The sequence below is a fragment of the Roseivirga sp. E12 genome, assembly GCF_017592825.1.
Taxonomy (GTDB): domain Bacteria; phylum Bacteroidota; class Bacteroidia; order Cytophagales; family Cyclobacteriaceae; genus Roseivirga.
Genome location: NZ_JAGFMD010000001.1, coordinates 1,466,180 through 1,490,824, shown reverse-complemented (window position 1 = coordinate 1,490,824; position 24,645 = coordinate 1,466,180). Strand labels below are relative to the sequence as shown.

The window sequence follows — 24,645 nt, the reverse complement described above, 5'->3', positions numbered from 1 at the left end:
TACATGGCAGAAGTGTAATGAAGTTTTGATGCAACCGTCTTTAAAAGTAAGTGTCTTTTAAGCATCAAAAACTCAACCTTCCATGCTAGCCAACAACATTAGAACCATTTTCAGGTCCCTCATCAAGAGTAAGTCTTATGCAATTCTTAACCTTTTAGGGCTAACCTCAGGCCTAATAGTTTTCATACTTATCACCCTGTATACTCAGCAGGAGTTCAGTTATGATAAGTATCATTCAAAAGCGGAAAGGATTTATCGAGTCTATAAAGAGGACAATGGTAATTTTTACAAAGGGTCAAACAAGTATGCCGTAGTGCCTACCCCTTTGGCTCCAGCTATGAAAGATGACTATCCCCAGGTAGAGGAGTTTTTTAGAATAGATTCTTACGGAAATACTGTAATTCGGGCAGAAGGTGAGGTTTACTTAGAGCCATCCATCCATGCTGTGGATCCTACAGTTTTCAAAATGTTGGATTTTGAGATAACCCAAGGGGATAAAGAGAGTATTCTGATTGGTTTAAAGGATGCGGCAATTTCTGAAACGATTGCCATGAAATACTTTGGTAGAACAGATGTAGTGGGAGAGACGATTAGGTTTAGGGATGAATATCCACTTCAAATCTCAGGGGTTTTCAAGGATATGCCGAAAAACTCTCACTTCGTTATAGATATTGCCATCAATTTAGAGGGAATTCTCACGGCAGTTAATCGAAGAATGGACAACTGGAACAACAGTAATTTCCATGCATTTGTATTATTGGCTGAAGGTAGCAATGCAGCTGCCTTAGAAGCAAGGTTGCCAGAAATGAGAGCCAAGTATGCCGATGATCCTATCGATGAGGATGGTCAAGAATCAATCTACTACCTGCAGGCATTGACAGATGTTCACTTTACCAAAGGTGTCAATTTTGATATTGCGCCAAATGCCGATGCTCAGGCCCTTTATATCTACATGGGAATCGCATTCATGATATTGATTATTGCGGGTATCAACTATGTGAATTTGGCTACGGCTAGGGCGATCAATATGACGAAGGAAATTGGTATTAGAAAAGTCATTGGTGCCCTGAGGTCTGACTTGATGATCCGTTTTATGATTGAGTCTACGATTTTGGTTTTTGTTTCAATACTGCTTTCAATACTACTACTTTTGGTGATTCTGCCTGCCTTTTCAGTCTTCATTGACAAGGAAATAAGTATGGACTTTATGGCGCCTCAGTTCTGGTTACTTATCGCTATGATCGGTGTTGGCATGACGTTATTATCTGGTATTTACCCTGCTATGATGCTGTCTAGATTCAAACCTATCTCAGCTTTGAAGGGAAAGGGCCGTGTAGCCAAGAGCAATACTGTATTTAGAAACGTTTTAGTGGTCTTTCAATTCGCTATCTCCTGCGCACTAATTCTTGGCGCTTCAGTCTTGACTAAACAACTGAACTTTATACAAAACTTAGACACGGGCTATACGCGCGATCAGGTTTTGGTAATGGGCATTCGTCAAAGAGGAGAGGGTATCAGAAATAAGGTAGAAGTTTTCAAGGAAGAGTTGAAGAAGATACCTGGAGTGAAGAATGTGACCTCTTCAAATTCATTACCTAACAATATTAGTTCCAATGGCACGGTAAACTGGGTAGGGAAAAAGAAAGGAGAGGATGTAGTGCTTTATACTAATGTGGCGGATGATGAATTTGTAGATCTCTATGGTCTGGAAATTGTAGAAGGAAGGAATTTTGATCTGAGCATTCCTACAGACGAAAAAGCCGTGCTTATCAACGAATCTGCAGTAAAAGCATTGGGTTGGGAAGAGCCTATTGGTAAGCAGATGATGCGGTGGTTTGGAGATACCGGCACTGTGGTGGGTGTACTCAAAGACTTTCATGCACATTCAGTACACCTTGAGATAGAGCCAGTCCAAATTTTTCACAGGGCAGGGCAGTTTAATGTGTCCATTAAAATTGAGGGAACGGATATGAACGAGACTATTGTCGCTATTGAGGAGGCTTATGCAGGGCTCAATTCTGTTTACCCATTTGAATACAACTTCTTTGATGACATCTTTGATCGAGCCTATCTAAGCGAGATTAAGACTGCTGAACTGGCCAATTGGTTCACTGGCTTGGCTATTCTAATTGCCTGCCTTGGCTTGTATGGTTTAGCTGCACACCGAGTTCAGCATAGGATAAAGGAGGTAGGGGTAAGAAAAGTACTAGGGGCTTCTGTTGGAAGAATTCTGCTACTATTGTCTCGAGATTTTGGCCTGCTCTTGCTGATCGCCTTTTGCATTGCGGCCCCCGTTGCTTACTATGTGATGGAAGGTTGGCTTGATGGCTTTGCCTACCATACTAATATCAATCTTCTGACCTTTATAGTGGCATTACTGATGATGGCTCTTGTTGCTGGATTGACGGTCGGTTACCGTACCTATCGCGCGGCAATAAGAAATCCTGTAGAGGCATTGAGAGAGGAGTAGATAAATTGCCATGTAACGATATGCCATTCGTGTTATTTGTAAATCAAGTTGGGGTATGGCGAATCCGATTTTAATCATTCACCCCCGAATCTTGAATTTCGCCACATAATTAGATTTTGAGATTGATCTTGGCTTAGTGATCCAATAGCTTGTAGAAAAAAACTATGAGCTCTAAAGTCAAAAACATTGTTGCCTGGATCCTAAGCATGCTAACAGGTTTGTATATGCTTGGGTCTGGCTATCCTAAGGTTTCTCCCTCTGAAGGTATGGTTAGACGCTTTGAAAACTGGGGATACAGTGCTGAGTTTTCTACCATTATTGGCGTTCTGGAAATACTTTCAGGTATTCTCATTTTCATACCTAAAACTGCTTTTTATGGAGGCGTGCTTCTTTCTATTCTAATGTTGGGCGCAATTTATACACACCTAACCACAGGGATTGGAGGTCCAATGTTTGCTATTATCATTCTTTTGCTTGCCCTGGCCATTGCCTACCTCAGGTTTGACGATAAACTATCTATTAAGAAATAAACTAAAGCTTAGGGTGGGGGTCACTTTTGATAGAAATCATCGACCAATCCTTTGGCATAGTCCCAAGCTATTTCTGATCCTTCTTTGATCTTTTTCTTTTTCTCAATGACAGTTTCATAAGGGACATCGAACTCTTTCCATGTACCCCCGTTATTAGAGTCATTCTGCATCATGGGGGCTAGTCTGTCCACGGCTTTTGCAAACTTTGCCTCGGCCGTTTCTGCTGCTTCGAATTCTTCCCAAATGGTGATTAGTTCTTCTGCTTGACCCTCGGGTAGTAACCCGAAAATCCGTTTAGCAGCCTTTAACTCCTCCTCGGTATTATCATGACTCTTCGTGGTGTCGAAAAGAAACGTGTCGCCAGCATCTATTTCTACTATGTCATGAATAAGGAGCATTTTGATGACCTTCAATAGGTCAACTTTCTCATTACTCTGCTCAGACATTACTAAAGCCATCATAGCCAAATGCCAGCTATGCTCAGCATCATTTTCATGTCGGTTACTATTGAAAAGCGAAGTCTTGCGCTGGATATATTTGAGCTTATCAATTTCTTTGATAAAGGCAATTTGCTTTTGGAAGTTAATATCTATCATGGGTAAAAGCGTCTTTCATTCTCTTGAAGCGAAGTTATAGATTGTTTCTAATTTGATTAGTACTTATGCGTTATCTTCTTTCTCTGAGCATAGCGAAGAGCCTAAATCCATGCTCGTCCTTTGGTTCATTTAATCTTGGTAATGTGAAATGCTTACATAATCATTTTAGGCCCTTCACTGGCGTTCAGGAAGAAAAGAGGGATGGCGGTTGGTTTGTACAGTTTACCTTTTCTTTCTCCCAGTGTAGCGAAGAGTCTTCTTTAGGTGAGGTCTCCCCGGTGGAAAGCATCTCGTGGTGGCCATTCCATGATTTCGGAGTTTAGAAAACTCCATTCGGGGTTGAATTCTGTAATTAATTTTTCCTTCTTTAATCTTATCCAACCCTTGATTTCTTTTTCTCTTTCAATGGTATTGAGTACATATTTTGAATGTTCAAAGTATAAGAGATTAAAGCAATGGTATTTGCCTGCGAAAGTTTTTGAGTCTCCTCTATTTAACCAATGCTCAGTAATTCTCTGCATTAGATTATCTGTGCGACCCGTGTATAGAACAGTCTTAGTTTTATTAGTGGTGATATAGACATAATATTCTCTGGAATCCATGCGTGTTTTGATTCAAGATACTGAATAATATGTTTGAGGTCCTTCACAAACGTTCAGGAATGGAAGAGCGTTATAGGTGCGGAATCAAAAAAGCCAATTCTTAAGAACTGGCCAATTGAATTCTAATTGATATTTCTAATTCTCTATACTTCTGCAATATTGACGTCAACTCCACCAGTGGCGAAATTGGGAATATCATTCACTGTGGCCACTCCTTCGGGTGAACCCATCCCTGCTTGGAGCTGCTCCATTGACTCGAAATAGACTTCGGCCATTCGATACTGTGAAGCTTTACCGCCATCTGGTGTGCCAATGAATTTAGACAACTCCACTTTGCTAACATGAGGAATTTGTGCAGCGAGACCTAAATGTGTTCCCATATAATAATTCTCAAATGCTTCTGGGTCAGTGGGATGCCCATATACTACTACTACTTTTACCATGGTTTTGGAATTGATTAGGTCATCAATTTAAAGAGAGTCAATCAAATACTGCCGACCATTCATATATGATTTTCAAGTTTTTTGAGGTGTGCTGTTTAAAAATTCAAAATATTTCCTCTCTTTTTAGAAACTAATTTTTATTATTGAAGTTAATTACCAAAAAGAGAAGAAATGAAAAAGCTGACATTAGGTGCATTTGAAGAGATAGTGCTGCTCACTGTGGGTGTACTTCAGGACAATGCCTACGGAGTGACTATCAAAGCGGAGCTAGAGGCTAATATGAAGAAAACTATTAGTCTGGGCGCTTTATATGCTGCGTTGCAACGTCTCGAAGAAAAGAAGTGGGTCGATTCGAGAGTTGGTGGTATCACAGAGGAAAGAGGAGGTAGACGAAAACAGTACTTTGACATAACCAAAGAAGGGGTCATGGCACTGAATGAAGTTAGAGCAATGAGAAACGAACTCTTTGATCGATTACCAGCAAATAAAATCCAGTGGCTTGATCTATGAGTCAGCAAAACGTCCATAGTAGGCCTCCAAGGTTTGGAGAATGGTTGCTTAGAAGCTTTTGCTCCTATGATTACCTCAATACTGCCTTGTGGGACATGGAAGAAATATATCAAAACAACATAGAAAGAAAAGGTAAAGCCAAAGCACGATGGTTGTATACCAAAGAAGCACTTGGCGTGGTCTATCACCTTTATTTCAAAGGAAAAAGTCAATACTCAATTAACTCAATAGCAATGCTTAAAAACAACATCATCGTTTCCCTTCGTAACCTCAGAAAGCACAAAGGAAACAGCTTTGTCAATATCCTTGGCTTGAGCTCCGCTTTGGTCATTTTCTTACTTACACTGGCTTATACTACATATGAGTTTAGCTATGACACTCATCACGATCAGTCAGAGGATATTTATCGTGTATATAAAAGTGTCAACACCATAAACGATCCTGAATACAGAGATTCGGGTACCCCAGCACCTCTGGCAGATGCATTAACATCTGAATTCCCACAAATTCTCGGTGCGTCCAGAGTAATGAGATACAGAAAAATCTTAATGGAAACGGACACCGAAAAATTCATTGAACCTTTAGTGCACCCTGCAGACCCTTCGATTTTTAAGGTTTTTACTTTTAATCCGGTAAGTGGGAATATAGTCGATTTCATTGCAGAGCCATTAACCGTGGCATTATCTAAGACCACTGCCTTAAAATACTTTAACTCAGTGGATGTCATTGGTAAAACAGTGACGTTCAATAGCCAATTGCCAATGAAAATCACTGGTGTTTTTGAGGATATGCCAGACAACTCCCATTTTAAAATGAATGTGCTGGTTCATCTGGAAAGCGTAATGGAGGCATTCAATCAAAACATGACCCTATGGGGGAATAATCCTTTCTATACATACCTCAGAACAAAGCCTAGAACCGATGTTGCAGACCTTGAAGGGCGATTGCCTGAAATTAGAGCAAAGTACGCTAACGACCCAATGGATGCTGATGGTCAAGAGTATACTTACTTTTTACAGCCTTTTGCTAAGGTTCATTTTGACCAAAAGATTATTGGTAGCCTAGGTACTCCTGTAGATGGTAAGCGGCTAAATATGTTCTTAATCATTGCCACAATTATTCTGGGAATGGCTTGTATCAACTATGTCAACCTAGCAACAGCTCGTTCAATTGTGAAAATGAAAGAGGTGGGGATTAGAAAGGTGATTGGAGCCAAACGAGGCAATATCATCTTACAGTTGCTAATGGAATCTGGCCTGCTTGTTTTTATATCCTTAACCTTGGCCATTGTGGTGACCGGACTTGTTCTTCCTACCCTAGCCAATTTTGTGGACAGGCCATTGACCTTAGATTTTCAGGAATTGAATTTATGGATCTTCGTGATTGGTCTCGGTGTCATTATTACACTTATCTCCGGCATCTATCCAGCTTTGATTACAACTAATTTCAAACCGATTAATGCATTGAATGGAAGAGGGATAGTTGGAAAAAAGGGAGGAGGGTTCCTGAGAAATATCTTAGTGGTCTTTCAGTTTTCAGCCTCATTTGTTCTGATCATTGGAGCCCTAATATTAGGAAGGCAACTTAGTTATATTGATAACAAGGACACGGGCTATTCCAGAGATAAAATAGTGGTATTAAGTACTAGCGATGATGCCGTGGATGATAGGCTCAATGAGTACATGGAAGAGATTAGTAAAGTGTCAGGTGTATCTGCGGTTGCTACCTCATGGTCATTGCCAACTAATGTGACTTCTAATACTCAAGCCAACTGGACCGGTATTTCGGATGCTGAAAGACTCCCAATGTATATGGTTGGAGTGACTCATGAATTCTTTGATCTCTATGATATTGAAGTCATCGAAGGGAGGTCTTTTGACAAAGAGATCAGAACAGACAGGAAATCAATTCTACTGAATGAGACAGCTGTTAGGAAATTAGGATGGGAAAACCCAATCGGTCGTGAAATGATCACACAATCGGGTATCAAATCTACCGTAATCGGAGTAGTAAAAGACTTTCATATTAAGTCACTCAGAGAAGAGATCGAGCCTCTTCAGATCATCTTAAGTGGGAATTACGCCACACTCTCGGTTAAAATCGAAGCAGACCTCTATGAAACATTGGTCAAAATTGAAGAAGTATATGATAGTTTTTCGCCAGTCTATCCATTTGAATATCGTCTCTTTGAAGATATATATGATAATGCCTATGCCCAAGATCAGAAAACCTCAGAGTTATCACTCTGGCTTACACTGATCACCATTGTGATTGCGTGTCTTGGTCTCTATGGCCTGGCTACGCATAAAGTCGAGCGAAAGACGCAAGAAATGGGAATTCGTAAAATTTTAGGTGCAAGCACAAGCAGTATTTTGAGCTTGCTGGCAAAAGATTTTACCAAGTTGTTATTCTTAGCATTCTTAGTTGCAGGCCCAGTGGCTTACTATATCTTGAATCAATGGTTGGACGGGTTTGCCTATCACATTGAGATTGATGTAGTGACTTTTGTAGTAAGCTTGTTGCTAATGGTATTGATTGCAGCGGTAACCATTGGTTACCGAACTTATAGTGCCGCAGTCAGCAATCCGGTTGATGCTTTGAGAGATGAGTAGAAGGGCTTAGACTAGCCCCATCTTCTCCATACGATAGTACTCACGGAAGCTAATCATGCGCTGCTGGGTTTCATCCCAGAGTTTATTAGACATAAGCGTTAGGCTTTCTCTGAATCCTATAATGGTTGGAAATTGATTGAGCCAAGGGTTTTCTTTAATGCACTGCTGAAGGTTGTAATTAGGAATCGCAGGGTTCAGATGATGTACATGATGAATACCAATGTTCCCAGTTAGCCAATTGAACAGTTTAGGAACTTTGTAATAGGTGCTTCCCTTTAGCGCAGACGTAACATAGTCCCAATTCTTTTTCCACTGCTTATAACCGTGCTCGTGCTGGTGTTGCACATAGAAAAACCAGATGGCGATAATAGCAAAGAGAGTCAGTGTGGTGATATGAACCAAAAGGAATTTCTCCCACCCGAGACTAAAACCAAGGGTAGCGAATAATGCCAGAAGAACTAGGTTACTCATAATCACGCTGCCTTTCAGCTTTTGGAAGGCAGGCATTTTTATTTTAGCCAATCTGTTGTGAATGAAGATATAGTATACCGGCCCCACTAAGAACATCACAATAGGCGATCTATAGATTCGATAGCCAAGTTTTTTGCCTTTGCTGAAAGCTTTGTACTCAGCAACGGTATAGGTGGTCACATCACCAATATCTCTTAATTCAAGTTGCCCGTTTAATTTGTGGTGAATACTGTGTGATTTTGCCCAATAGCTGAAAGGTATAGCAGAAATATAACTACACAGGTGGCCAATAATCTTTTGAGCCTTTCTATTCTTGACAAATGACTGATGTCCACAGTCATGCTGGATAATGAAGATTCTTACTAAGAAGAAAGCATTTAGAGCACCTAGCCCAAGGGTTATCCAATAGCTGATATCCAGACTCAGGTACATCAAAATCCATATCCCAATAAAGGGTACAAATGAATTGATGATTTGAATTGTAGCCTTAGTCTTATGCTCTTGTGTATACTTTTTAAGGCTCTGTATCTTCTCCTTACTTAAGATTATTTTTTCTGCTGTGACTTGCTTCATAGATCTCCTCAAAATCTTTTGTAAAGCTATTTGTTTAAAACGATTTATCGAACTTAGAACGATCGATTTTGATAAAAGGTGTCAGCGGGCACAATTGACACAGCGTTGACTTTCTGGCCTTATCAAAATTCGACCAATGGGAATGGGCTGATTGCAACTCACACATAGGCCAAAGCCTGGACTATCGATTCTAGAAATGACGCTTTGAAGGGCCGATAGTTTGTTTTCTGCCTGTCGAAGTGCGGCTTCCATCACACCTTTGTTGTTAATAGCATCCATTCTAGAAAGTCTGCCGATTGCATCATCAGGCGAAATCGGTTGAGACATCTCTTTGTACTCACCAATAATCTTTTTAGTGCGACTTATTTCAGCTTCAAGCTGGCTCTTGAGCTCGGAAGTATTCATAGCCTTAAGGTAACCATAATTTTCCCCTCCTTAGCGGTCAACTACTCCACATGCACGGTGAATTTACCTTTTTATAATCCCCACTTCCTCCAATCTATCCCTTCGAATGAAGAATGAGAAGTGCTCGAATTCAAAAGCGACAGCCTCATCGCTTACATGGTCTGTGCCCTCGGTAACTTCAGGCGCTTTTTTGCCTTTCATTATCTGTGCGAAAGCGTCCTTAAGTTGTTTTAAACGAGAAGGATCTGCAATAGGAGTGTTATGAGCTGTAAATACCTTTTTTAAGCCTTTACTCTTTCTATATAGTCTATTGACACTTTCTTGATAAGAAACTAAATCTGTTTCAGGATCGAATAACCAAATGGGACCTTCGTAAAAAGTGTCACCAGTCCACATTAAACCATTCTCTTTGTCAATAAGCACGATTGCATCAGGTGTATGGCCTGGAGATGCAATCACCTCTAGCTGTCTATTGCCTAGATCTATGATATGCTCGTGCGTGATCAGTTCAGAAATTTTGAAGGGTTTGATGGTATAATTGGCTGTATCTAGCCCCTTGGCTTTTTCAAGACAAATTGCTTCCTGTGTAACCTCATGGCTTACAATAGAATGATCCATCCCGTTTTCAGATCTACCAATTGTGTATTGGGTGTTCATGGCAAGAATTTGGTCGAATTCATGATTACCACCAATGTGATCATAGTGTGTGTGGGAGTTCAATACTGTAATGGGTAATGGGGTCAATTCTTCGACTACAGTCTTTATTGAATTCATCCCCATACCTGTGTCAAATAGGAGTGCCTTATCCTCGCCTAAAATCAAATACGAGATAACTTCTTGAAAATTGAAGGGTTCGGCTATCGCAAAAACATCGTTTTCAACTTGATAGACTTTAAACCATGTGCTTGAAGTGCGAATTTTTTTAAGCTTAGAAAATTGACTCCTCAATTCTTGATTACACCAATCATCTTCTTGACTAAGTACTTCATTACCAAACGCTAAGCTTAGTATTGCTATCGATGTCAATAAGTATGAAAGCCTATTCATAGTGTGGTCAACTAGGTTATGGAATGGTTATTAATAAGAGGTTGTCCCTTGTTAGTGTCTTTTAAATCTTTGAAAAGTCCTTATATTAATAGGAACCAAAATCAACATGAAAGTACTATTAATCTATCCAATTTTTCCGACTAGCTTTTGGTCATTCGAGAAAGCAGTTCAGGGCATAGGTAAGAAAGCATTTATGCCACCCCTTGGCCTCATAACAGTTGCCGCTCTTTTACCTCAAGAATGGCAATATCGACTTAAAGACAAAAACATAGAACCAGTAACCGAATCAGACTGGGAATGGGCTGATATGGTCATGTTCTCAGGAATGATTGCCCAAAAAGAAGATTTCATGGGTCTGATTCAAGAGGCAAAATCTAGAAATAAACCTGTAGCTGTCGGTGGGCCTTATGCCACATCCCTTCCTAATGACATGTTAGAAGCAGGAGCCGATTTCCTAGTGTTGGATGAGGGAGAGTACACAATTGATTTGTTCGTCAAAGCCTTGGAGAAAGGCGAGACGAGTGGAATATTCAGATCTAAGGACAAACCAGATGTGACTTTGAGTCCTTTACCTCGCTATGATCTATTGGATATGGATGCCTATTTCCTAATGGCCATTCAGTATTCGCGAGGATGTCCATTCCAATGTGAGTTCTGCGATATTATAGTACTCTATGGGCGCAAGCCAAGGACTAAGACTTTCAGCCAGATAGAACAAGAACTGAATCTATTGAGAGAACTAGGCTGGTCGGGAGGAATCTTCTTTGTTGATGACAACTTTATCGGGAATAAGAGGACTGTCAAACCATTCTTGGAGAAGTTGATAGATTGGCAAACTGCCAATGGCTATCCATTTAGCTTTACAACTGAGGCATCCATTGATATGGCTCAGGATGATGAGCTTCTGGAGTTAATGGTGATGAGCAAGTTTTCGACTGTCTTCATTGGCATCGAGACACCAGATACGGACAGTTTGAAGCTCACTATGAAGCATCAGAACAATAGACGACCAATGAATGAGTCCTTGGAAAAAATCGCCAAGGCCGGACTCAGAATCATGGCCGGTTTCATAATTGGTTTTGATGATGAGAAGAAAGGTGCGGGGGGCAGAGTCTATGATTTTGCTATGGAGAATGCAATTCCGGGGGTCACCTTCAGCATGCTTCAGGCACTACCAAATACCGCCTTATGGGACAGACTTAAAAAGGAGGGAAGGCTTTTAGATGATGCTAACCTGAACCAAACTACGCTACTGAACTTTGTGCCTTCGAGGCCAATTGAAGATATAGCAGAAGAATATGTAGAGGCGTTTTGGAACCTCTATGATCCTAAAAACTACCTCAAAAGAGTGTATGATCATTTTATGATGGTAGGGCAGGCAAAAGTTCATAGTGACCCGGAAATACGTCATAAGCTTAGAAATCAGCATAAAACTGACTTTGACTATCGAGGAATCCTCTTCGGTTTGAAGATGGTTTGGAAGCTTGGCTTCTACTATGAATCAAGATCAGTTTTCTGGAAGTATCTCTACGGAATGTACAAGCATAATAGAGGCGGAATTGGCAACTTCTTTTCGTTTTCCGCTTTCCTTTTACATTTCTTGCCTTACCGAAAGTTGGTGAAGAAAGAAATTGAGGAGCAGTTGGCCATGAGGTTAGAGGGTAAAGTTCAGGTCCTTGACCCTAATATTGAACTGTCCGAAGATAGGCAAGGAGATGTGGAATGGTATAAAGCGAGCTAAATAAGACTTACTTGTTAAAAAAGGTGTCGGCTATTCCGACACCTTTTTTTTTGTTTGGAAGGATAGCTTCAATATGCGATGAATGCTTCTAAAACCATTCTTCTGAATCGATTTCAAGGAACCGACATTGTTGACTTCACAGGAGCATATAGGTTTTCTACCTTGGTCATATGCCAATTCTTTGGCTTTGCCTAATAGATAAGCCCCGTAGCCTTTAAGCCTATGGTTTTTAGAAACCACCATCCCAATGTCTGCCACTGTAAGATCTGTTTCACTGTTTCTGACTTCGCTGGTGCCAAGGATTGTCTCTTCTTCAGTCATGAAATAAAGTTCTCCTCGCGAAATAAGAGTCCCTAAATATTGATTTAGCCACTCTTTGGGTGCTCCGGTACTATCATTATAAAAATCCACCAATCGATCTTGATCGTTCTCCCATGCAAGCTGAACAGGAGGTTTTTCGCTGTTGCTCAGCTTTGATTCAAGCGCATCGTAGAATAACAATGTGTTTTGTTCAACTGATTGCTGAAACGGCATGGCCAATGCCAGAAATACTGGATTGTTAGTACCAACAAGTGCGGAAGTAACCTTGAACTCATTAATTAACTGATCGAAAACTTCCTTACCGTGCTCCAGCCACCTTTCTATGATAAAACATTGTAAGACTTGATTTTCACTGTTGAGACAAGCATAACCAATAGTCTGGTTACTTGTGCGGATTTCTATTTTTGTCGCTAACGCTAAAAATGATTCCCACATGTCATCTTGAGGAGCAACAAGTGTGTTTCTCCAGATTTCTCTCAAAGAATCAATGCTGTCACTGTGGGTTGTTTTATTGAAGTAAAATTGATGTTTCATTGTATAAACAATTGCCTTGGCCTTGTGATTTTGTGGCCAATGTGTTTAAAAAAAGTTTTGGTAACTGCTGAGTATTGATCTACTCAGTTAATTGAAATACAAAGGAGCCATGAGACTAGTAAGAACTGGTCTTAGGATATGATTAGCATGACTCAGAATTATACATTCATGTGCGCAAGGTAATTAAAAAGTCGAATGATTTAACCAATCATACGGCTACCATTGTCAGAATGGGCTATCTATTCTAATTTCGATTTTATGGAAGAGCAACTTCCAGAAGTTCTAAATCAGCAGAGTAATCAGTGAACTGGTAATTCAAATTTGGAGGGATCACGAATGCATCTCCTTTTTCCAAGTTATGTACAGGGTGTCCCTCGACCTGTAATGAAAAGCTTCCCTCTGTCACGAAAGAAAAGAGGATGTCCTGCTGGTGGCTAAGTGTTTGAGAAAAGCCATGTTTACTATGAGTGCCATACACCTTTACCGAGGCAACGCCCATTGTCGCTCGGTGAATACCAGTATCACGATATTGGAGATTTTTGATGCTATCAGATGACCAACTTGCTTCTTTGACCTGATGATGACAGAATGTTTGATTACCAAATTCTCTCTCTGGTCGAATGTCCGAAGTTGGTAATTCCATTTCATGATCAATTGTGGTCATGTGTTCTGCAGGTACACCAATCTCGATAACTTCAAGGTTATCCGATGCCTCGAGTACACGATGTCTTATTTCAGGAGGTTGTGTCACACAATCACCGGCACTAAGAATAAAGGGAGGCCCTTGATCTTCATAAACCAGCTTTACCCACCCTCGATAGCAGTAAATTAATTGAAAGCCAATGGTGTGATAATGTACCATGTCAGGTACTGGGCCACCGTTGGGTATGCGTATGTGAGAAGCCATGATTCCGCCTCCTAGTCGATCTGGAACTAGATCTCGGTATTGCATACCAGCTCTTCCGATCACCCAAGGTGCTTCGTCTCTTAACTTACGAACCTCAAATTTATGCTTGGTCAAGGGTGCAGGAACTTGATAGGTCTTAATTCCTACGGTAATTACTGTACCGCCTGGCGATAGTAGTTGGTTTTCAATGCCTAGAATGTCCTTTGGATTATCCGATAAGATATGGATACTTGGAGGCGAGACTTTTGCAGACCTGTCTATTCTAAGCTGAATGCCATAACCAGACATAACTGCAACTTCAGGGTCATCATCAGGGAATATGTTGTCTAACCTAAAACCTATTCTTTCGAAATAGGACATTTCTGCATTTAGGTCGGTACCTGGCAATATGATCTGGGCCTGATTATGATACATTCAAGCCTTAAAATACATAAGAAGATTGTAGGACCTTACTAATTAGGTCATTCATTTCTTAATAACTCTTCAACAACATTGTAGGCCGTTAAACCTGCTCCGTGTACTGTGGCGGTCTCTTCTGTATGGTATGCCTCACCAGCAAAGAATAACTTATTATTTACAGATTGAGCAAGGGTTGAAATGGCTTCCTCATTTTGATAGTGGGAGTAAGAACCTCCAATGAATGGCTCTTTGGACCAATTTTGTGTAACGTGTTTTACGTAATGCCTTGAGACATTTTCTCCGAACATGTTATCGAGTTCTGCGAGTATGAATGTTATGAGTTCTTCATCCGTGGCAATGTTTGCGTAGACACTTGATGGTTTACCAACTGCAAACAGGCCTAGGATATTTTTGCTAGAGCCTTTTCTAAAAGCAGCATCATAGAATATCTTTTCTCCATCAGTGTCACTTAGAATTGCCGACAGACCACCGTCATAGAGCAGATCAGGATAAAAGCGTTCAGAGAATTCCATAAACACCTTAATACCATCAGGCATATCGACATCGTCAAGTGCCGTTATTTTTGAATCGGGAAGGGGAGGTGTAAAACTGATGCTACCTTGTTTCAGTATGGTTAATGGTACGGTTAGGATTACTCTATCTCCAGTATAAGTAGTGTTTGAAGTATCAGTGACCGTAATTATGTCAGATGAGTAATCTATTGACTGAACAGGGCTGTTCAATCTTATCTTATCGGAAATTCCCGGTACTATGTATCGATCAAAAAAACTGAACCAAGTTGTGTTTTTAAACTTGAGCTCGCCATAGAAATGGGTGAAAATGTTTCGCTTTTTAAGCTTACCATTATTCCAAACGTGCAATGTTTCAGGGGAGTAGTTTATGATTTCGATTTTATCACTAATGGTATTGTCGTTTAGCAAATCAGATAAAATTGACGCCTTGGTATGAATCCACTCACCTCCTAAGTCTATAGGGAAATCTGCAAATCCTTGAATCTCCTTTATTCTGCCACCATATACGGATGATGCCTCGATGATTTCAAAGTCGATGCCCTGCTGATTTAGTACATGTCCTGCTGTCAATCCTGCTGCCCCGGCACCAATGATCAGTACCTTTCCAGAAAAATTGGACTCGAAGATTGGACTAAACTCGTCTTCACAGCCAGTGAAAAGGCTTGGTAGCAGTAGTGCTCCTAAGCCCATGGCAGATGTCTTTTTAATAAATTCTGTTCTATTCATTGCCAGGGTTTTTAGAGATAAGTGAGATTTTCATGCCTACTTCCAGAAACATGGCCAAACTACTTTCCACCTGAGTGGATAGTGTTGGTCCAACCGCGTATTTTGAAAACCAAGCCACTTTCTTATGGGTGTTCCAACCGAATTCGTAACTGAGGGTTGGTAAGAAGTAGCCCTTATAGATCCTTTCTTTGTCGCTAGACTTACCTGAACCTAGACTTGTACTAAAGGAATTGAGTTTCGCTTGATAACGATACCCAATGCCAAGAGCAAATGTGTGATATACATGCTTTGAACTACTTGTTTTTCTTTTACCTACTTCAACGTTCAGTACTAAGTTGTTGTCATCACCAATGTTAGTGAAAAAGCCTATTTGGGTACTTAAGAGCCATTTATTGACATTATAATCACTTGCTGGGAAAATAAAGTCAGTCCCTACCTTAAACCCTGGTTGTAATGCAAATTGACTGTAGTAGCCAAAAGATATTGCTGTTGGCTTTCCTATATTCTGACCAATGGCCTTAAAGGACAATGGAACGAGAAGTAATAGCAGAATTAGTTTTTTCATTGTGAGACTAGCTGGTCATGGTATAGTTTATGGAAGATCCTTCTCAATTTTGTGCTAAATCAATTCAATATACTCTGATTTCCCTCCAGAGCGATCTCCATTTAACCAGTTCCAGTCAAAATTAATCTGTATTCGCTCACCTTTCATGCTTAGCGTTCCTGTCGATTCTCCTGCCATCAGTTCACCCGTCTCGGTAATACAGTGATACAACAATTTAATGGTGTCTGGTTTAATTTGCCTGCCTACCAACTGCCCTGTTTTAATCAATCCGCCTTGATAATTTCCCGTGATGATGTCACCATCTTGATGATACTCAAATACAGTTTCATGAGAAGAAAGACCACTGTTGTTTTCTGCAGTGACAAAACGCTTCTGATTTAAATTGTATGCCTTCATGGTCTCAAGTTCACATTTTGAAATCAACCAAACAAGCAGATTGTCTCTGGTGGTTTTCAGCCACTTTCTAATTTAGTTGAGAATAAATGAGTGTTGAATGGTACCTTCATTACTGAGGTTAGGCACAATTAGATGCTCTACTCACCACAAACACAGAAAACTAAGCTATGGAAACTCAGATAACCTCATCGGAGATAATCGATGTATTACGAAAGCAGATCGCAAATGACAATGTACTGGCAGTTGCTCTGAAAGAATCCTTGGTGCTTGCCAATACCGGAGCCAAGAATGGTCAGTTGAACTCGGATTTATATCAAGCTCTCAATGAATTGTATGATGGAAATGGTTGGCCTACAAATGCTGACGATTACTACAGTTACCTAACTTCTTTCGCTGAGGTAATCCCAAGCGAAAACCAAGTGCCTACTTATACGGCTTGGAATAACAACGATCAACAAAATGGCTACAGTCAAGAGATTTACGATCGTCTATGTCATTTCTACTGGTTGATCGATCAGAATATTGAAGTCAATGGCCAGGAGATCGTCCTGCAGAATTATGTGAGCGAGGCTAACGGATTTAAGTTTGAAGTGTGGTTAGATGACTATGCTAAAGCTTGGGGAGACTTCTTGAATACACCCGCTTCTTTGACACCAGAGACACTCCAATCTTTCGAAGACGATCCAATGTATAACCTCCAAGATTCTTCAGACTACATTGATGGATGGACGACTTTTAACGATTTCTTCTATCGACAGTTGAATGCCAGCAATACGGATCTGACGCCAATGAGGCCGATCGCTTCTCCTAATGACAACAAGGTAGTCTCTGCACCAGCAGACTGTACATTCAAGGCCATCTATAATATTGATGCTAGTGGAAATGTGATAGAGCAAGGTCAGCAAACCGAAGGAGTTACCTTAAAGCATACTCATACAATAGGCCAGATTAGCGACCTCCTTAATGGGAGTGAATATGCAAGCGCTTTCAATGGGGGTACTTTCGTGCACTACTTCCTGAGCCCATTTGATTATCACCGCTTTCATGTACCAGTAGCCGGCATGGTAATCGATTCGCAGGCAGTGGCAGGAAATGTATTTCTAGATGTGGTACTCGATAACGGTCAGTTCGATGCCCCTGATGGCTCAGAAGATGGTTATGAGTTTACTCAAGCCAGAGGGGTGATCATTGTTGATACGAAAGATAGTCCGGCAGGAGATATTGGTAAGGTCGCTATTGTGCCTGTTGGTATGGCTCAGGTTTCTTCGGTACACATGGAATTGAATGAAGGTCAAAACGTTGCCAAAGGTGACGAATTCGGATACTTCGCTTTTGGAGGCTCAGATATTATTCTTGTCTTCGAGAAACCACAGAATCAATTACTCTTCATAAAGGAATGGGCAAACGCCCAAGGTATTGCGGCACCTTTCCATTTTAAATATGGTGAAGCAGCAGTTATAGTCGGCTGAGGCTTTTTAGGTGAAGGGGTAGGCGCTGTTAGAATCCTAACAGCGCTCTTTTTGTTTAAGCCTCATTTACTTAGCCGATCGAGTTCCTTTTTAGCTCTTTTTGAAACAGACCTACGACTGTCTTTGGAGAGCCTCTGCAAATGAGGCAATATCCATACTTTCAGACTCTCATCCTTTTTTGACCAATTACCAAGGGTGTCAATTGTGGTGTTCAACACAATCCAATCATTATGAAACTCAAGGTTATGCTTCATGATTTGCTTAGCCCTTTCTATCTGGCTCAAAGACATACCTGATTCTAATAGATTGAAAAGGCTGGCAAGCGTCCACTGGGTAGAGGCTTGATCAATTTTAGCTATCTCTTCAAGAAAGCGATCCATGTAAGGAATAAGGATCCCTTTTTGGGCCTTGCAAATTCGCTTCATCGCATTGGAAGTACGTAAGCGAACCACCTCATCATTGCTGAAGTAGCAATTGAAGAGTTCTTCGAACAAAGATGGGCTAGCCAAAACTTCTTCAACCACTTCTACAGTATTGCCCAGAGAATTGGGGTGTCCCCCCGTCAATCGTTCCTCGAAATACACCATTGAGGTTATTTTGCCCTCATTTGGTTACCGCGCTTTTCATGAGTCACTTCAGCAAGACCTAGGGCTTCCATTAAAGGTGGAAGGTACATGCCAAACCTTCCTCGAAAATTCTTTTTTAATCCATACCAACCACCAACGGGGTTTTCGGGTGAACGACCCCAGTGCTCTACTGTGCCTTCCTTGGTTTCTTGTTTTTCATCTTTGCTCCCCAATTCCATCCAGTCGCCATGTTCTTTCAACATGTTATGAAGATCACGAATGCATTGGATATCATAGTGGAGTATGGTGGTCTTGACAGTACAAACTAATATTTCCTTGCCATCTTTTTCATCTACATGCATAGTGTATTCAGAGCTCTGCGGAGGTGTCTTTAGCACTAGAGGATTGTCCTTTGTTCCTATTGCTTCTCTATAATTCATAGTAGCTTTGGTTGTGTTTTTAAGTCTTAGACCTGTTAACTGTCTCTTCGGTTGCAAAAGAGAAAGCATAATTATCATTTATTTGATAACTAACATTCTCGGGTTTATTGGGTACAACCATTCAATTCCTCTTGTAGTAATGACTGCATCATCTTCTATGGGTACTCTGAGCTTCTTTCCTCCCCATTCAGGGATTTTTGTATAGGCGAAGAATTCAATAGAAATTAAGTTAGAAGGCTTCAGTTCATAGTTGATCCTGATGGGATTCCAATAGGCAATGGAAGGGCCAATACCATGACCCCAATTACCAACAGAGTGGCAGCCGATAATCACATCCGTCATATCCAGGTCGGTAGATTGATTAAAACCTTTCATTCGATTGAAACCCGCTGCAGTAAGTTTTTTATAAACTTCTTCCTCAGCTTTTTTGGCTGTTACCCCTGGCTTTATCGTTCGTTGAACTATATCACGAACCTTCATGCTCTGGTCAAACGCATTTTGAATGCCAGCCGGAACTTTGGTTTCACCTTCTTTCAACACATAAGCAATCCTTTTCATATCAGTGAACATGTTCATAAGCCCTACGCCCCAGTCTATCATTATGACATCGCCTCTTTGTATGATTCTGTCAGAAGAGGTTGCTTCTACACCATTCGGACCAGTAATATATACTGATGGCATGCCGAAAGAAGAGCCTAGGTTATGCTTAAATTGTTGCTCTTTCATCCACCATGCCACGTCTTCAAGAGTTGTAATACTAGGTGTGATCACCTCATTAGAAAGGGCCCTTTCCGCGATGGTATATGAGAACTCTCCAGCCTCGCCATAAATGGCAATCTCACTGGCAACACGTCTTGACCGGAAATCAGAAACGAGTTTTTCTGCGGAAACAAACCTGTCTTCATATTTTTTGCCCAAAATTTCGGCCAACTCAAGATAACCTGAATGTGTAAGGCCATCCGCACCGCCAATATTTCTTGAAATGTTCAGTCCGATACGTTTAGGGTCTCGTTCAGTGACGAATTCTTTAAGTTCATCCACCGAACCAAAGTAGTCATATGCACCTCCTTGTTTCAATAAATAACCGTCATTCCCAAGAGAGACACGTTCTATCCGATCGCCACCACGATCGGTAAAGATGTAATAGCTTCCGAAGGAGCCTACATAGCCTTCACCCATATCTGAATAAAGTGGGTCCAAATTGCCTTCACGATTCATGATAATCCACATATCGATATCATTCTCTCGCATGACTTCGGGAAGAACTAAGTCGAACTTGTCATTGCGAACTTGATTCATCTTCCGCCACCTGCGCATGGCTTCTTGACTAAATGCTGTAGTACAAATGAGTAATAGGAGGGTTGTGATAAAGGCTCTCATGGTCAAAGTGTTTTGACCTAAAATACTAATTAATAACTTCTCCGAGGAGGTAGCCATGTAGGAAAAATCTTCCTGAATCTCGATGGGAGCTCATCTGCCTGATGGATATGCTCTTCAGTTATGGGATGAATAAAATTGAGTGAGTAAGCGTGAAGGTATAGACCTTTCCCTTTTAATATTAAACCATCAACTCCATATGTCGGATCTCCTAAAATGGGGTTGCCAATACTTGCGAGGTGTATTCGCAATTGATGCCTTCGGCCAGTTTCGGGAATTAGTTCTACCAAGTTTAACCTTCCAAACCGATCTGAGTGAACATGATCGACCCTTGAATATCTAGATATGGCATTTTTACCATCTACGGGCGAGGTAATAACTCCGCTTTCCTCCATTTCTCCAATAGTTATGGCATAGTAGGTCTTGCCTATGGACTTACTCTCAAACAATGCATTTAAGGCGCGAATGCTACTGGAAGTTTTTCCTGCTAAGAGAAGACCCGTAGTCGCATAATCTAGTCTATGTACAGGTTGTGGGACTATAGCGTCTGACTCATTACTTTGGTTAAGGTTTTGGCTAAGAGCATTGGCAATGGTCTTGAAACTGTTTCCACTCACCTGAATACCTGCTGGTTTATGGATTATGGCGAGGTGATCGTCTTCAAATAATATCTTAAGTGAGAAAACCAGTGTCTTTTTGGGTTTAGCCTCTTCTGGAACAGTGATGGCAATGACTTCTCCACCTTTTATCCAAGTTGCTGTTGAAGCGGGAAGCCCATTTACTTTTATGTGCTGCTTCTTTATTGCTTTTTTTAGTGCCGATTTGGTGGGAGCGCTTTGGAATATACCCACACCATACTCTTGAAGCCGGAGGGGTGTGGTAAGTGAGGGAACGGTATGGCTCTCTGAGATTTTAATGACTTGTTTGATAACTGGTTCTGCATATGAAAGAACAATTTTTAACTTGCTTTACATAGACCTCTTTGTCTAATCTGTCAAAATGGTCTTCAGATTATCAACCTTAAATTAATATTATGCTCAGCCTCAGAAAAAGCGCAGCGCTCCTGCTGTCTATCCTCTGCTTGTTTTCATTGTCCAATTTATCCGCTCAGTCTGTAGACGCTGCAGCTTTGCAGCGTGCAGCCAATGGCCTCAAACTGCGTAACATTGGTCCGGCCGTTATGGGAGGGCGTATTGCCGATATTGCTGTAAACCCTCATAATAAGAGTAATTGGTATGTAGCCGTAGGTTCTGGAGGTGTTTGGAAAACCGATAATAGCGGAATTACCTGGAAACCAGTCTTTGACAATCAAGCATCCTATTCAATAGGCACGGTATCTATAGATCCAAATACCCCAAGTACAGTTTGGGTAGGCACAGGCGAAAATGTTAGTGGTCGTCATGTCGGCTGGGGAGATGGCGTGTACAAGAGCACCAATGCTGGAGCTACTTGGCAAAGAATGGGCTTGGCAAAGTCTGAGCACATCGGAAAAATCTTGATTGACCCTAGGAACAGCGATGTTGTTCTGGTCGCAGCAGAAGGACCGCTTTGGTCAGCTGGTGGAGAGCGAGGATTATATAGGTCTACCGATGGTGGTAAGACTTGGACGGCCACTCTACAAATCGATGAAAACACGGGCGTAACGGATATTGAATTTGACCCTTCAAATCCTGATGTGATCTATGCTGCTGCTTATCAACGAAGAAGAAAGACTTGGTCGCTTTTGGCTGGTGGGCCAAAATCTGGAATCTATAAGTCTACAGATAATGGTTCCACATGGAAGAAGATCACTACGGGCCTTCCTAGAGCAGACATGGGTAAAATCGGACTCGCTGTTACGCCTGCAAATCCAGATCTTGTTTATGCGACCATTGAGTCAGATAACCGAAACAAAGGCTTCTATAAGTCTACCAATAAAGGAGAAAGTTGGGCTAAGCAAAATAGCTATACTTCAGGTGGTACAGGACCTCATTATTATCAAGAAATAGAGGCTTCACCACAAAACCCAGATTTGATTTATCAAATGGATGTATTCATCCGTGTGACACGAAATGCCGGTAAAGACTTTAATGTACTTGGTACTGGAAGAGAGAAGCACAGTGATAATCACGCTTTGTGGATCGATCCGGATAACGGGAATCACCTGATTGCCGGAACGGATGCGGGGCTTTACGAGACTTTCGATGAAGGAACTACTTGGCGACACTTTCCTAACATGCCTGTTGCTCAGTTTTACAAGATTGCACTCGACAATGCCGAACCTTTCTATAATATAGTCGCTGGGGCTCAAGACTTAGGAACACTGATTGGGCCATCGAGAACCACTAATACGGAAGGTGTTCGAAATCAGGATTGGTACATCCCTCTAGGGGCAGATGGCTACGATGCAGCCTTCGATCCAGAAGATCCAAATATCGTCTATATGGAGATTCAGGGTGGTGAGTTAAATCGATTGGATAGAAGAACAGAGGAAGTTATAAAAATCAAACCCTCTCCGGCTCCTGGGGATGCTCCCGAACGATTCAATTGGGACGCACCAATTATTGTAAGTCCTCATGACAGTAAGACCATTTATTTCGGTTCACAGAGAGTTTGGAAAAGCGAAGATCGTGGCGACTCATGGACTGTGATTAGCCAAGACCTGACGACAAATACGAATCGCTATACGCTGGAAATGATGGATAAGGTACCAAGCGTGGATGCCTTGTATGACAATGGCGCCATGTCAAAGTATGCGACATTGACGGGTATTTCAGAATCTCCAGTAGCCAAAGGCTTGCTTTACACAGGTTCTGACGATGGTTTGATTCATGTGAGTGAAGATGACGGACAGAGTTGGAAGAAAGCGGGTAGCCTTCCCAAAGTGCCAGAAAGATCATTTATCAATGACATCGAAGCCTCGCAACATGATGCGAACACAGTATTTGCCATTGCCGATGCTCACAAATTAGGCGACTATAATACATACCTCTTTATGAGCGCGAACAAGGGAAGGTCTTGGCAATCAATTGCCGGTGATTTACCTCAGGGAACCATTGTTTGGTCTATCAAACAAGATCATGTAGATAAGAATCTATTATTCTTGGGAGCTGAATATGGTATTTACTTCTCTCCAAACATGGGTAAAAATTGGATTAAGATGGCTGGTGTTCCAACCATTCCCTTTAGAGATGTAGAGCTTCATCCAAGAGATAACGATTTGGTGGGAGGGACCTTCGGTCGTGGTATCTATGTATTGGATGATTATTCCCCATTACGTGGTATAAGTCAGGCTATGCAAGCCAAATCGAATACTGTCTTTCCGATAAGAGATGCTTGGTGGTATATACCTAATGCACCAATGCAGGCAGCAGGAATGCCAACTGCAGGTAGCACAAGCTATAAGTCCAAGAACCCTGATTTCGGGGCAATCATTACATATTATCTCCATGATATGCCAAAGACCTCTCGTAGTGAGCGTTTAACTGCAGAGAAGGCAATGAGTGATAAGGGGGAGAGCATTCCATTTCCGGGTTGGGATAAACTAGCAGAGGAATCAAAAGAAGACAGCCCTAGTTCTATGTTATTGGTACGGGATGCAAGCGGAGCATCAGTCCGATGGATTCAAGGGGCTTCTGGTAAGGGGCTTCATCGCACCACTTGGGATTTGAGACTGCCAGCCTCAAACCCTATTAATTTGAGTCAGCCTGGTTTTAGACCGCCATGGGCAGGTACACCACAAGGGCCACTAGTGGCACCAGGAAAGTATTCCGTAGAGCTGTTTGTATTAAATAACGGTTCGCTTGAGTCGCAAGGAGCTCCACAAGAGTTTATGGTAAAAGCTGCGCCTAACGCTAGCTCGGGAGCAGACTACCAGGCAGTGGCAGCCTTCCAAAGACGAGGCAATGTCCTATCCAGACAAATGTCGAATACAAATTCTAGACTGGGTGAAGCTGCTCAGAAATTAAGGTTCATAAGAGCTGCCTTGCCTAAGACACCAAGGGTCACACCAGCAATGTTCGAAACATTGAAAGCCTTGAATAGTAGTTTGGCTGATTTGAGGAAGAGCCTTAATGGTGATCCAATTCCTTCGTCCAAAAACGAATCGACTTCACCATCCATTAGATCGCGTATGGGAACTGCCATTGGCGGGCATGGTGCCACAACGCAGTTGCCAACGGAGACACAGAAGAGGGATCTGGGTATAGCCGAAGAAGGCTTTACCCAATTCTTGAAAGAGGCCGAGAATTTCTTTGCCGCTCTAACGGCTTACGAGGCCGAACTCGAAAAGGCAGGAGCTCCATTTACTCCCGGCAGAAAGAAATAGGAAGTAATTAAGTTCGAAAAGGAAGGGAAGCCGTATTCAGGCTTCCCTTCCTTTTTTTGGTAGATAATAGCTCGTTTTGTTTGTATACAGGCAATGCAAACGTAGG

General features: G+C 41.5%; 22 protein-coding genes. 7 read left to right on the top strand and 15 right to left on the bottom strand.

Annotated features, from left to right (window positions below; translation table 11 throughout):
- The first annotated feature begins 82 nt into the window (after positions 1-82).
- Together J4E76_RS06605 and J4E76_RS06600 are read left to right on the top strand one after the other, a co-directional pair.
- On the top strand, positions 83-2,470 hold the full coding sequence (locus tag J4E76_RS06605; RefSeq protein WP_208502314.1) for an ABC transporter permease: 2,388 nt from the start codon (positions 83-85) through the stop codon (positions 2,468-2,470).
- 164 nt (positions 2,471-2,634) lie between these two features.
- Positions 2,635-3,000, top strand: coding sequence for a DoxX family protein (locus tag J4E76_RS06600; RefSeq protein WP_208502312.1), 366 nt, complete (start codon positions 2,635-2,637; stop codon positions 2,998-3,000).
- A 20-nt stretch (positions 3,001-3,020) separates the two neighbouring features.
- Here J4E76_RS06600 and J4E76_RS06595 read toward each other — a convergent pair whose 3' ends face one another.
- From J4E76_RS06595 to J4E76_RS06585, 3 genes are all read right to left on the bottom strand, one after another.
- Positions 3,021-3,596 carry an HD family hydrolase gene (locus tag J4E76_RS06595; RefSeq protein ID WP_208502311.1) on the bottom strand — a complete coding sequence of 192 codons (576 nt, stop codon included), beginning with the start codon at positions 3,594-3,596 and terminating at the stop codon, positions 3,021-3,023.
- Positions 3,597-3,856: 260 nt separating this feature from the next.
- Entirely contained in the window at positions 3,857-4,198 is a 342-nt protein-coding gene (locus tag J4E76_RS06590; RefSeq protein WP_208502309.1) for a GIY-YIG nuclease family protein, read from the bottom strand.
- Positions 4,199-4,341: 143 nt separating this feature from the next.
- Positions 4,342-4,641, bottom strand: a complete 300-nt coding sequence (locus J4E76_RS06585; protein ID WP_208502306.1) for an EthD family reductase — start codon at positions 4,639-4,641, stop codon at positions 4,342-4,344.
- Between the two features lie 171 nt (positions 4,642-4,812).
- Here J4E76_RS06585 and J4E76_RS06580 point away from each other — a divergent pair, with 171 nt between their 5' ends.
- Together J4E76_RS06580 and J4E76_RS06575 are read left to right on the top strand one after the other, a co-directional pair.
- On the top strand, positions 4,813-5,151 hold the full coding sequence (locus J4E76_RS06580; protein ID WP_208502304.1) for a PadR family transcriptional regulator: 339 nt from the start codon (positions 4,813-4,815) through the stop codon (positions 5,149-5,151).
- Positions 5,148-7,763 (top strand): ABC transporter permease, encoded by a 2,616-nt coding sequence (locus J4E76_RS06575; protein ID WP_208502302.1) that lies wholly within the window; start codon positions 5,148-5,150, stop codon positions 7,761-7,763. The genes J4E76_RS06580 and J4E76_RS06575 overlap by 4 nt, the downstream gene beginning before the upstream one ends.
- A 6-nt stretch (positions 7,764-7,769) precedes the next feature.
- Here the strand turns inward: J4E76_RS06575 and J4E76_RS06570 are convergent, their stop codons facing one another.
- The 3 genes from J4E76_RS06570 to J4E76_RS06560 all read right to left on the bottom strand — a co-directional run bounded on the left by J4E76_RS06570 (position 7,770) and on the right by J4E76_RS06560 (position 10,259).
- Positions 7,770-8,807 carry a fatty acid desaturase gene (locus J4E76_RS06570; protein ID WP_208502300.1) on the bottom strand — a complete coding sequence of 346 codons (1,038 nt, stop codon included), beginning with the start codon at positions 8,805-8,807 and terminating at the stop codon, positions 7,770-7,772.
- Positions 8,808-8,888: 81 nt separating this feature from the next.
- Positions 8,889-9,212 (bottom strand): TraR/DksA C4-type zinc finger protein, encoded by a 324-nt coding sequence (locus tag J4E76_RS06565; RefSeq protein ID WP_208502298.1) that lies wholly within the window; start codon positions 9,210-9,212, stop codon positions 8,889-8,891.
- Between the two features lie 63 nt (positions 9,213-9,275).
- Positions 9,276-10,259 (bottom strand): MBL fold metallo-hydrolase, encoded by a 984-nt coding sequence (locus tag J4E76_RS06560; RefSeq protein ID WP_208502296.1) that lies wholly within the window; start codon positions 10,257-10,259, stop codon positions 9,276-9,278.
- 106 nt (positions 10,260-10,365) lie between these two features.
- On the opposite strand from J4E76_RS06560, the gene J4E76_RS06555 reads away from it, so the two are divergent.
- The gene (locus J4E76_RS06555; protein ID WP_208502294.1) at positions 10,366-12,000 is read left to right on the top strand and encodes a B12-binding domain-containing radical SAM protein; all 1,635 of its coding nucleotides are present in this window, start codon (positions 10,366-10,368) and stop codon (positions 11,998-12,000) included.
- Positions 12,001-12,030: 30 nt separating this feature from the next.
- Here the strand turns inward: J4E76_RS06555 and J4E76_RS06550 are convergent, their stop codons facing one another.
- The 5 genes from J4E76_RS06550 to J4E76_RS06530 all read right to left on the bottom strand — a co-directional run bounded on the left by J4E76_RS06550 (position 12,031) and on the right by J4E76_RS06530 (position 16,381).
- The gene (locus tag J4E76_RS06550; protein ID WP_208502292.1) at positions 12,031-12,855 is read right to left on the bottom strand and encodes a GNAT family N-acetyltransferase; all 825 of its coding nucleotides are present in this window, start codon (positions 12,853-12,855) and stop codon (positions 12,031-12,033) included.
- A gap of 256 nt (positions 12,856-13,111) precedes the next feature.
- Positions 13,112-14,176, bottom strand: a complete 1,065-nt coding sequence (locus J4E76_RS06545; RefSeq protein ID WP_208502290.1) for a cupin domain-containing protein — start codon at positions 14,174-14,176, stop codon at positions 13,112-13,114.
- Positions 14,177-14,223: 47 nt separating this feature from the next.
- Positions 14,224-15,420: an NAD(P)/FAD-dependent oxidoreductase gene (locus J4E76_RS06540; RefSeq protein WP_208502288.1), complete on the bottom strand. Its 1,197-nt coding sequence runs from the start codon at positions 15,418-15,420 to the stop codon at positions 14,224-14,226.
- Positions 15,413-15,985 carry a hypothetical protein gene (locus J4E76_RS06535; RefSeq protein WP_208502286.1) on the bottom strand — a complete coding sequence of 191 codons (573 nt, stop codon included), beginning with the start codon at positions 15,983-15,985 and terminating at the stop codon, positions 15,413-15,415. Before J4E76_RS06535 ends, J4E76_RS06540 begins: the two co-directional genes overlap by 8 nt.
- A gap of 54 nt (positions 15,986-16,039) precedes the next feature.
- Complete coding sequence (locus J4E76_RS06530; RefSeq protein WP_208502284.1) at positions 16,040-16,381, bottom strand: hypothetical protein; 342 nt, start codon at positions 16,379-16,381, stop codon at positions 16,040-16,042.
- Positions 16,382-16,548: 167 nt separating this feature from the next.
- On the opposite strand from J4E76_RS06530, the gene J4E76_RS06525 reads away from it, so the two are divergent.
- Positions 16,549-17,850 carry a phosphatidylserine decarboxylase gene (locus tag J4E76_RS06525; protein WP_208502283.1) on the top strand — a complete coding sequence of 434 codons (1,302 nt, stop codon included), beginning with the start codon at positions 16,549-16,551 and terminating at the stop codon, positions 17,848-17,850.
- 62 nt (positions 17,851-17,912) lie between these two features.
- Here the strand turns inward: J4E76_RS06525 and J4E76_RS06520 are convergent, their stop codons facing one another.
- From J4E76_RS06520 to J4E76_RS06505, 4 genes are all read right to left on the bottom strand, one after another.
- Positions 17,913-18,437, bottom strand: a complete 525-nt coding sequence (locus J4E76_RS06520) for a hypothetical protein (RefSeq protein ID WP_208502281.1) — start codon at positions 18,435-18,437, stop codon at positions 17,913-17,915.
- Between the two features lie 5 nt (positions 18,438-18,442).
- On the bottom strand, positions 18,443-18,856 hold the full coding sequence (locus tag J4E76_RS06515) for a DUF6855 family protein (protein ID WP_208502279.1): 414 nt from the start codon (positions 18,854-18,856) through the stop codon (positions 18,443-18,445).
- A 78-nt stretch (positions 18,857-18,934) separates the two neighbouring features.
- Positions 18,935-20,236: a Xaa-Pro peptidase family protein gene (locus J4E76_RS06510; protein ID WP_208502278.1), complete on the bottom strand. Its 1,302-nt coding sequence runs from the start codon at positions 20,234-20,236 to the stop codon at positions 18,935-18,937.
- A gap of 29 nt (positions 20,237-20,265) precedes the next feature.
- The gene (locus J4E76_RS06505; protein ID WP_370592793.1) at positions 20,266-21,084 is read right to left on the bottom strand and encodes a pseudouridine synthase; all 819 of its coding nucleotides are present in this window, start codon (positions 21,082-21,084) and stop codon (positions 20,266-20,268) included.
- Between the two features lie 182 nt (positions 21,085-21,266).
- Between J4E76_RS06505 and J4E76_RS06500 the strand changes: the two genes are divergently transcribed.
- Positions 21,267-24,539 (top strand): sialidase family protein, encoded by a 3,273-nt coding sequence (locus tag J4E76_RS06500; protein WP_208502276.1) that lies wholly within the window; start codon positions 21,267-21,269, stop codon positions 24,537-24,539.
- The last annotated feature ends 106 nt before the right edge of the window (positions 24,540-24,645 follow it).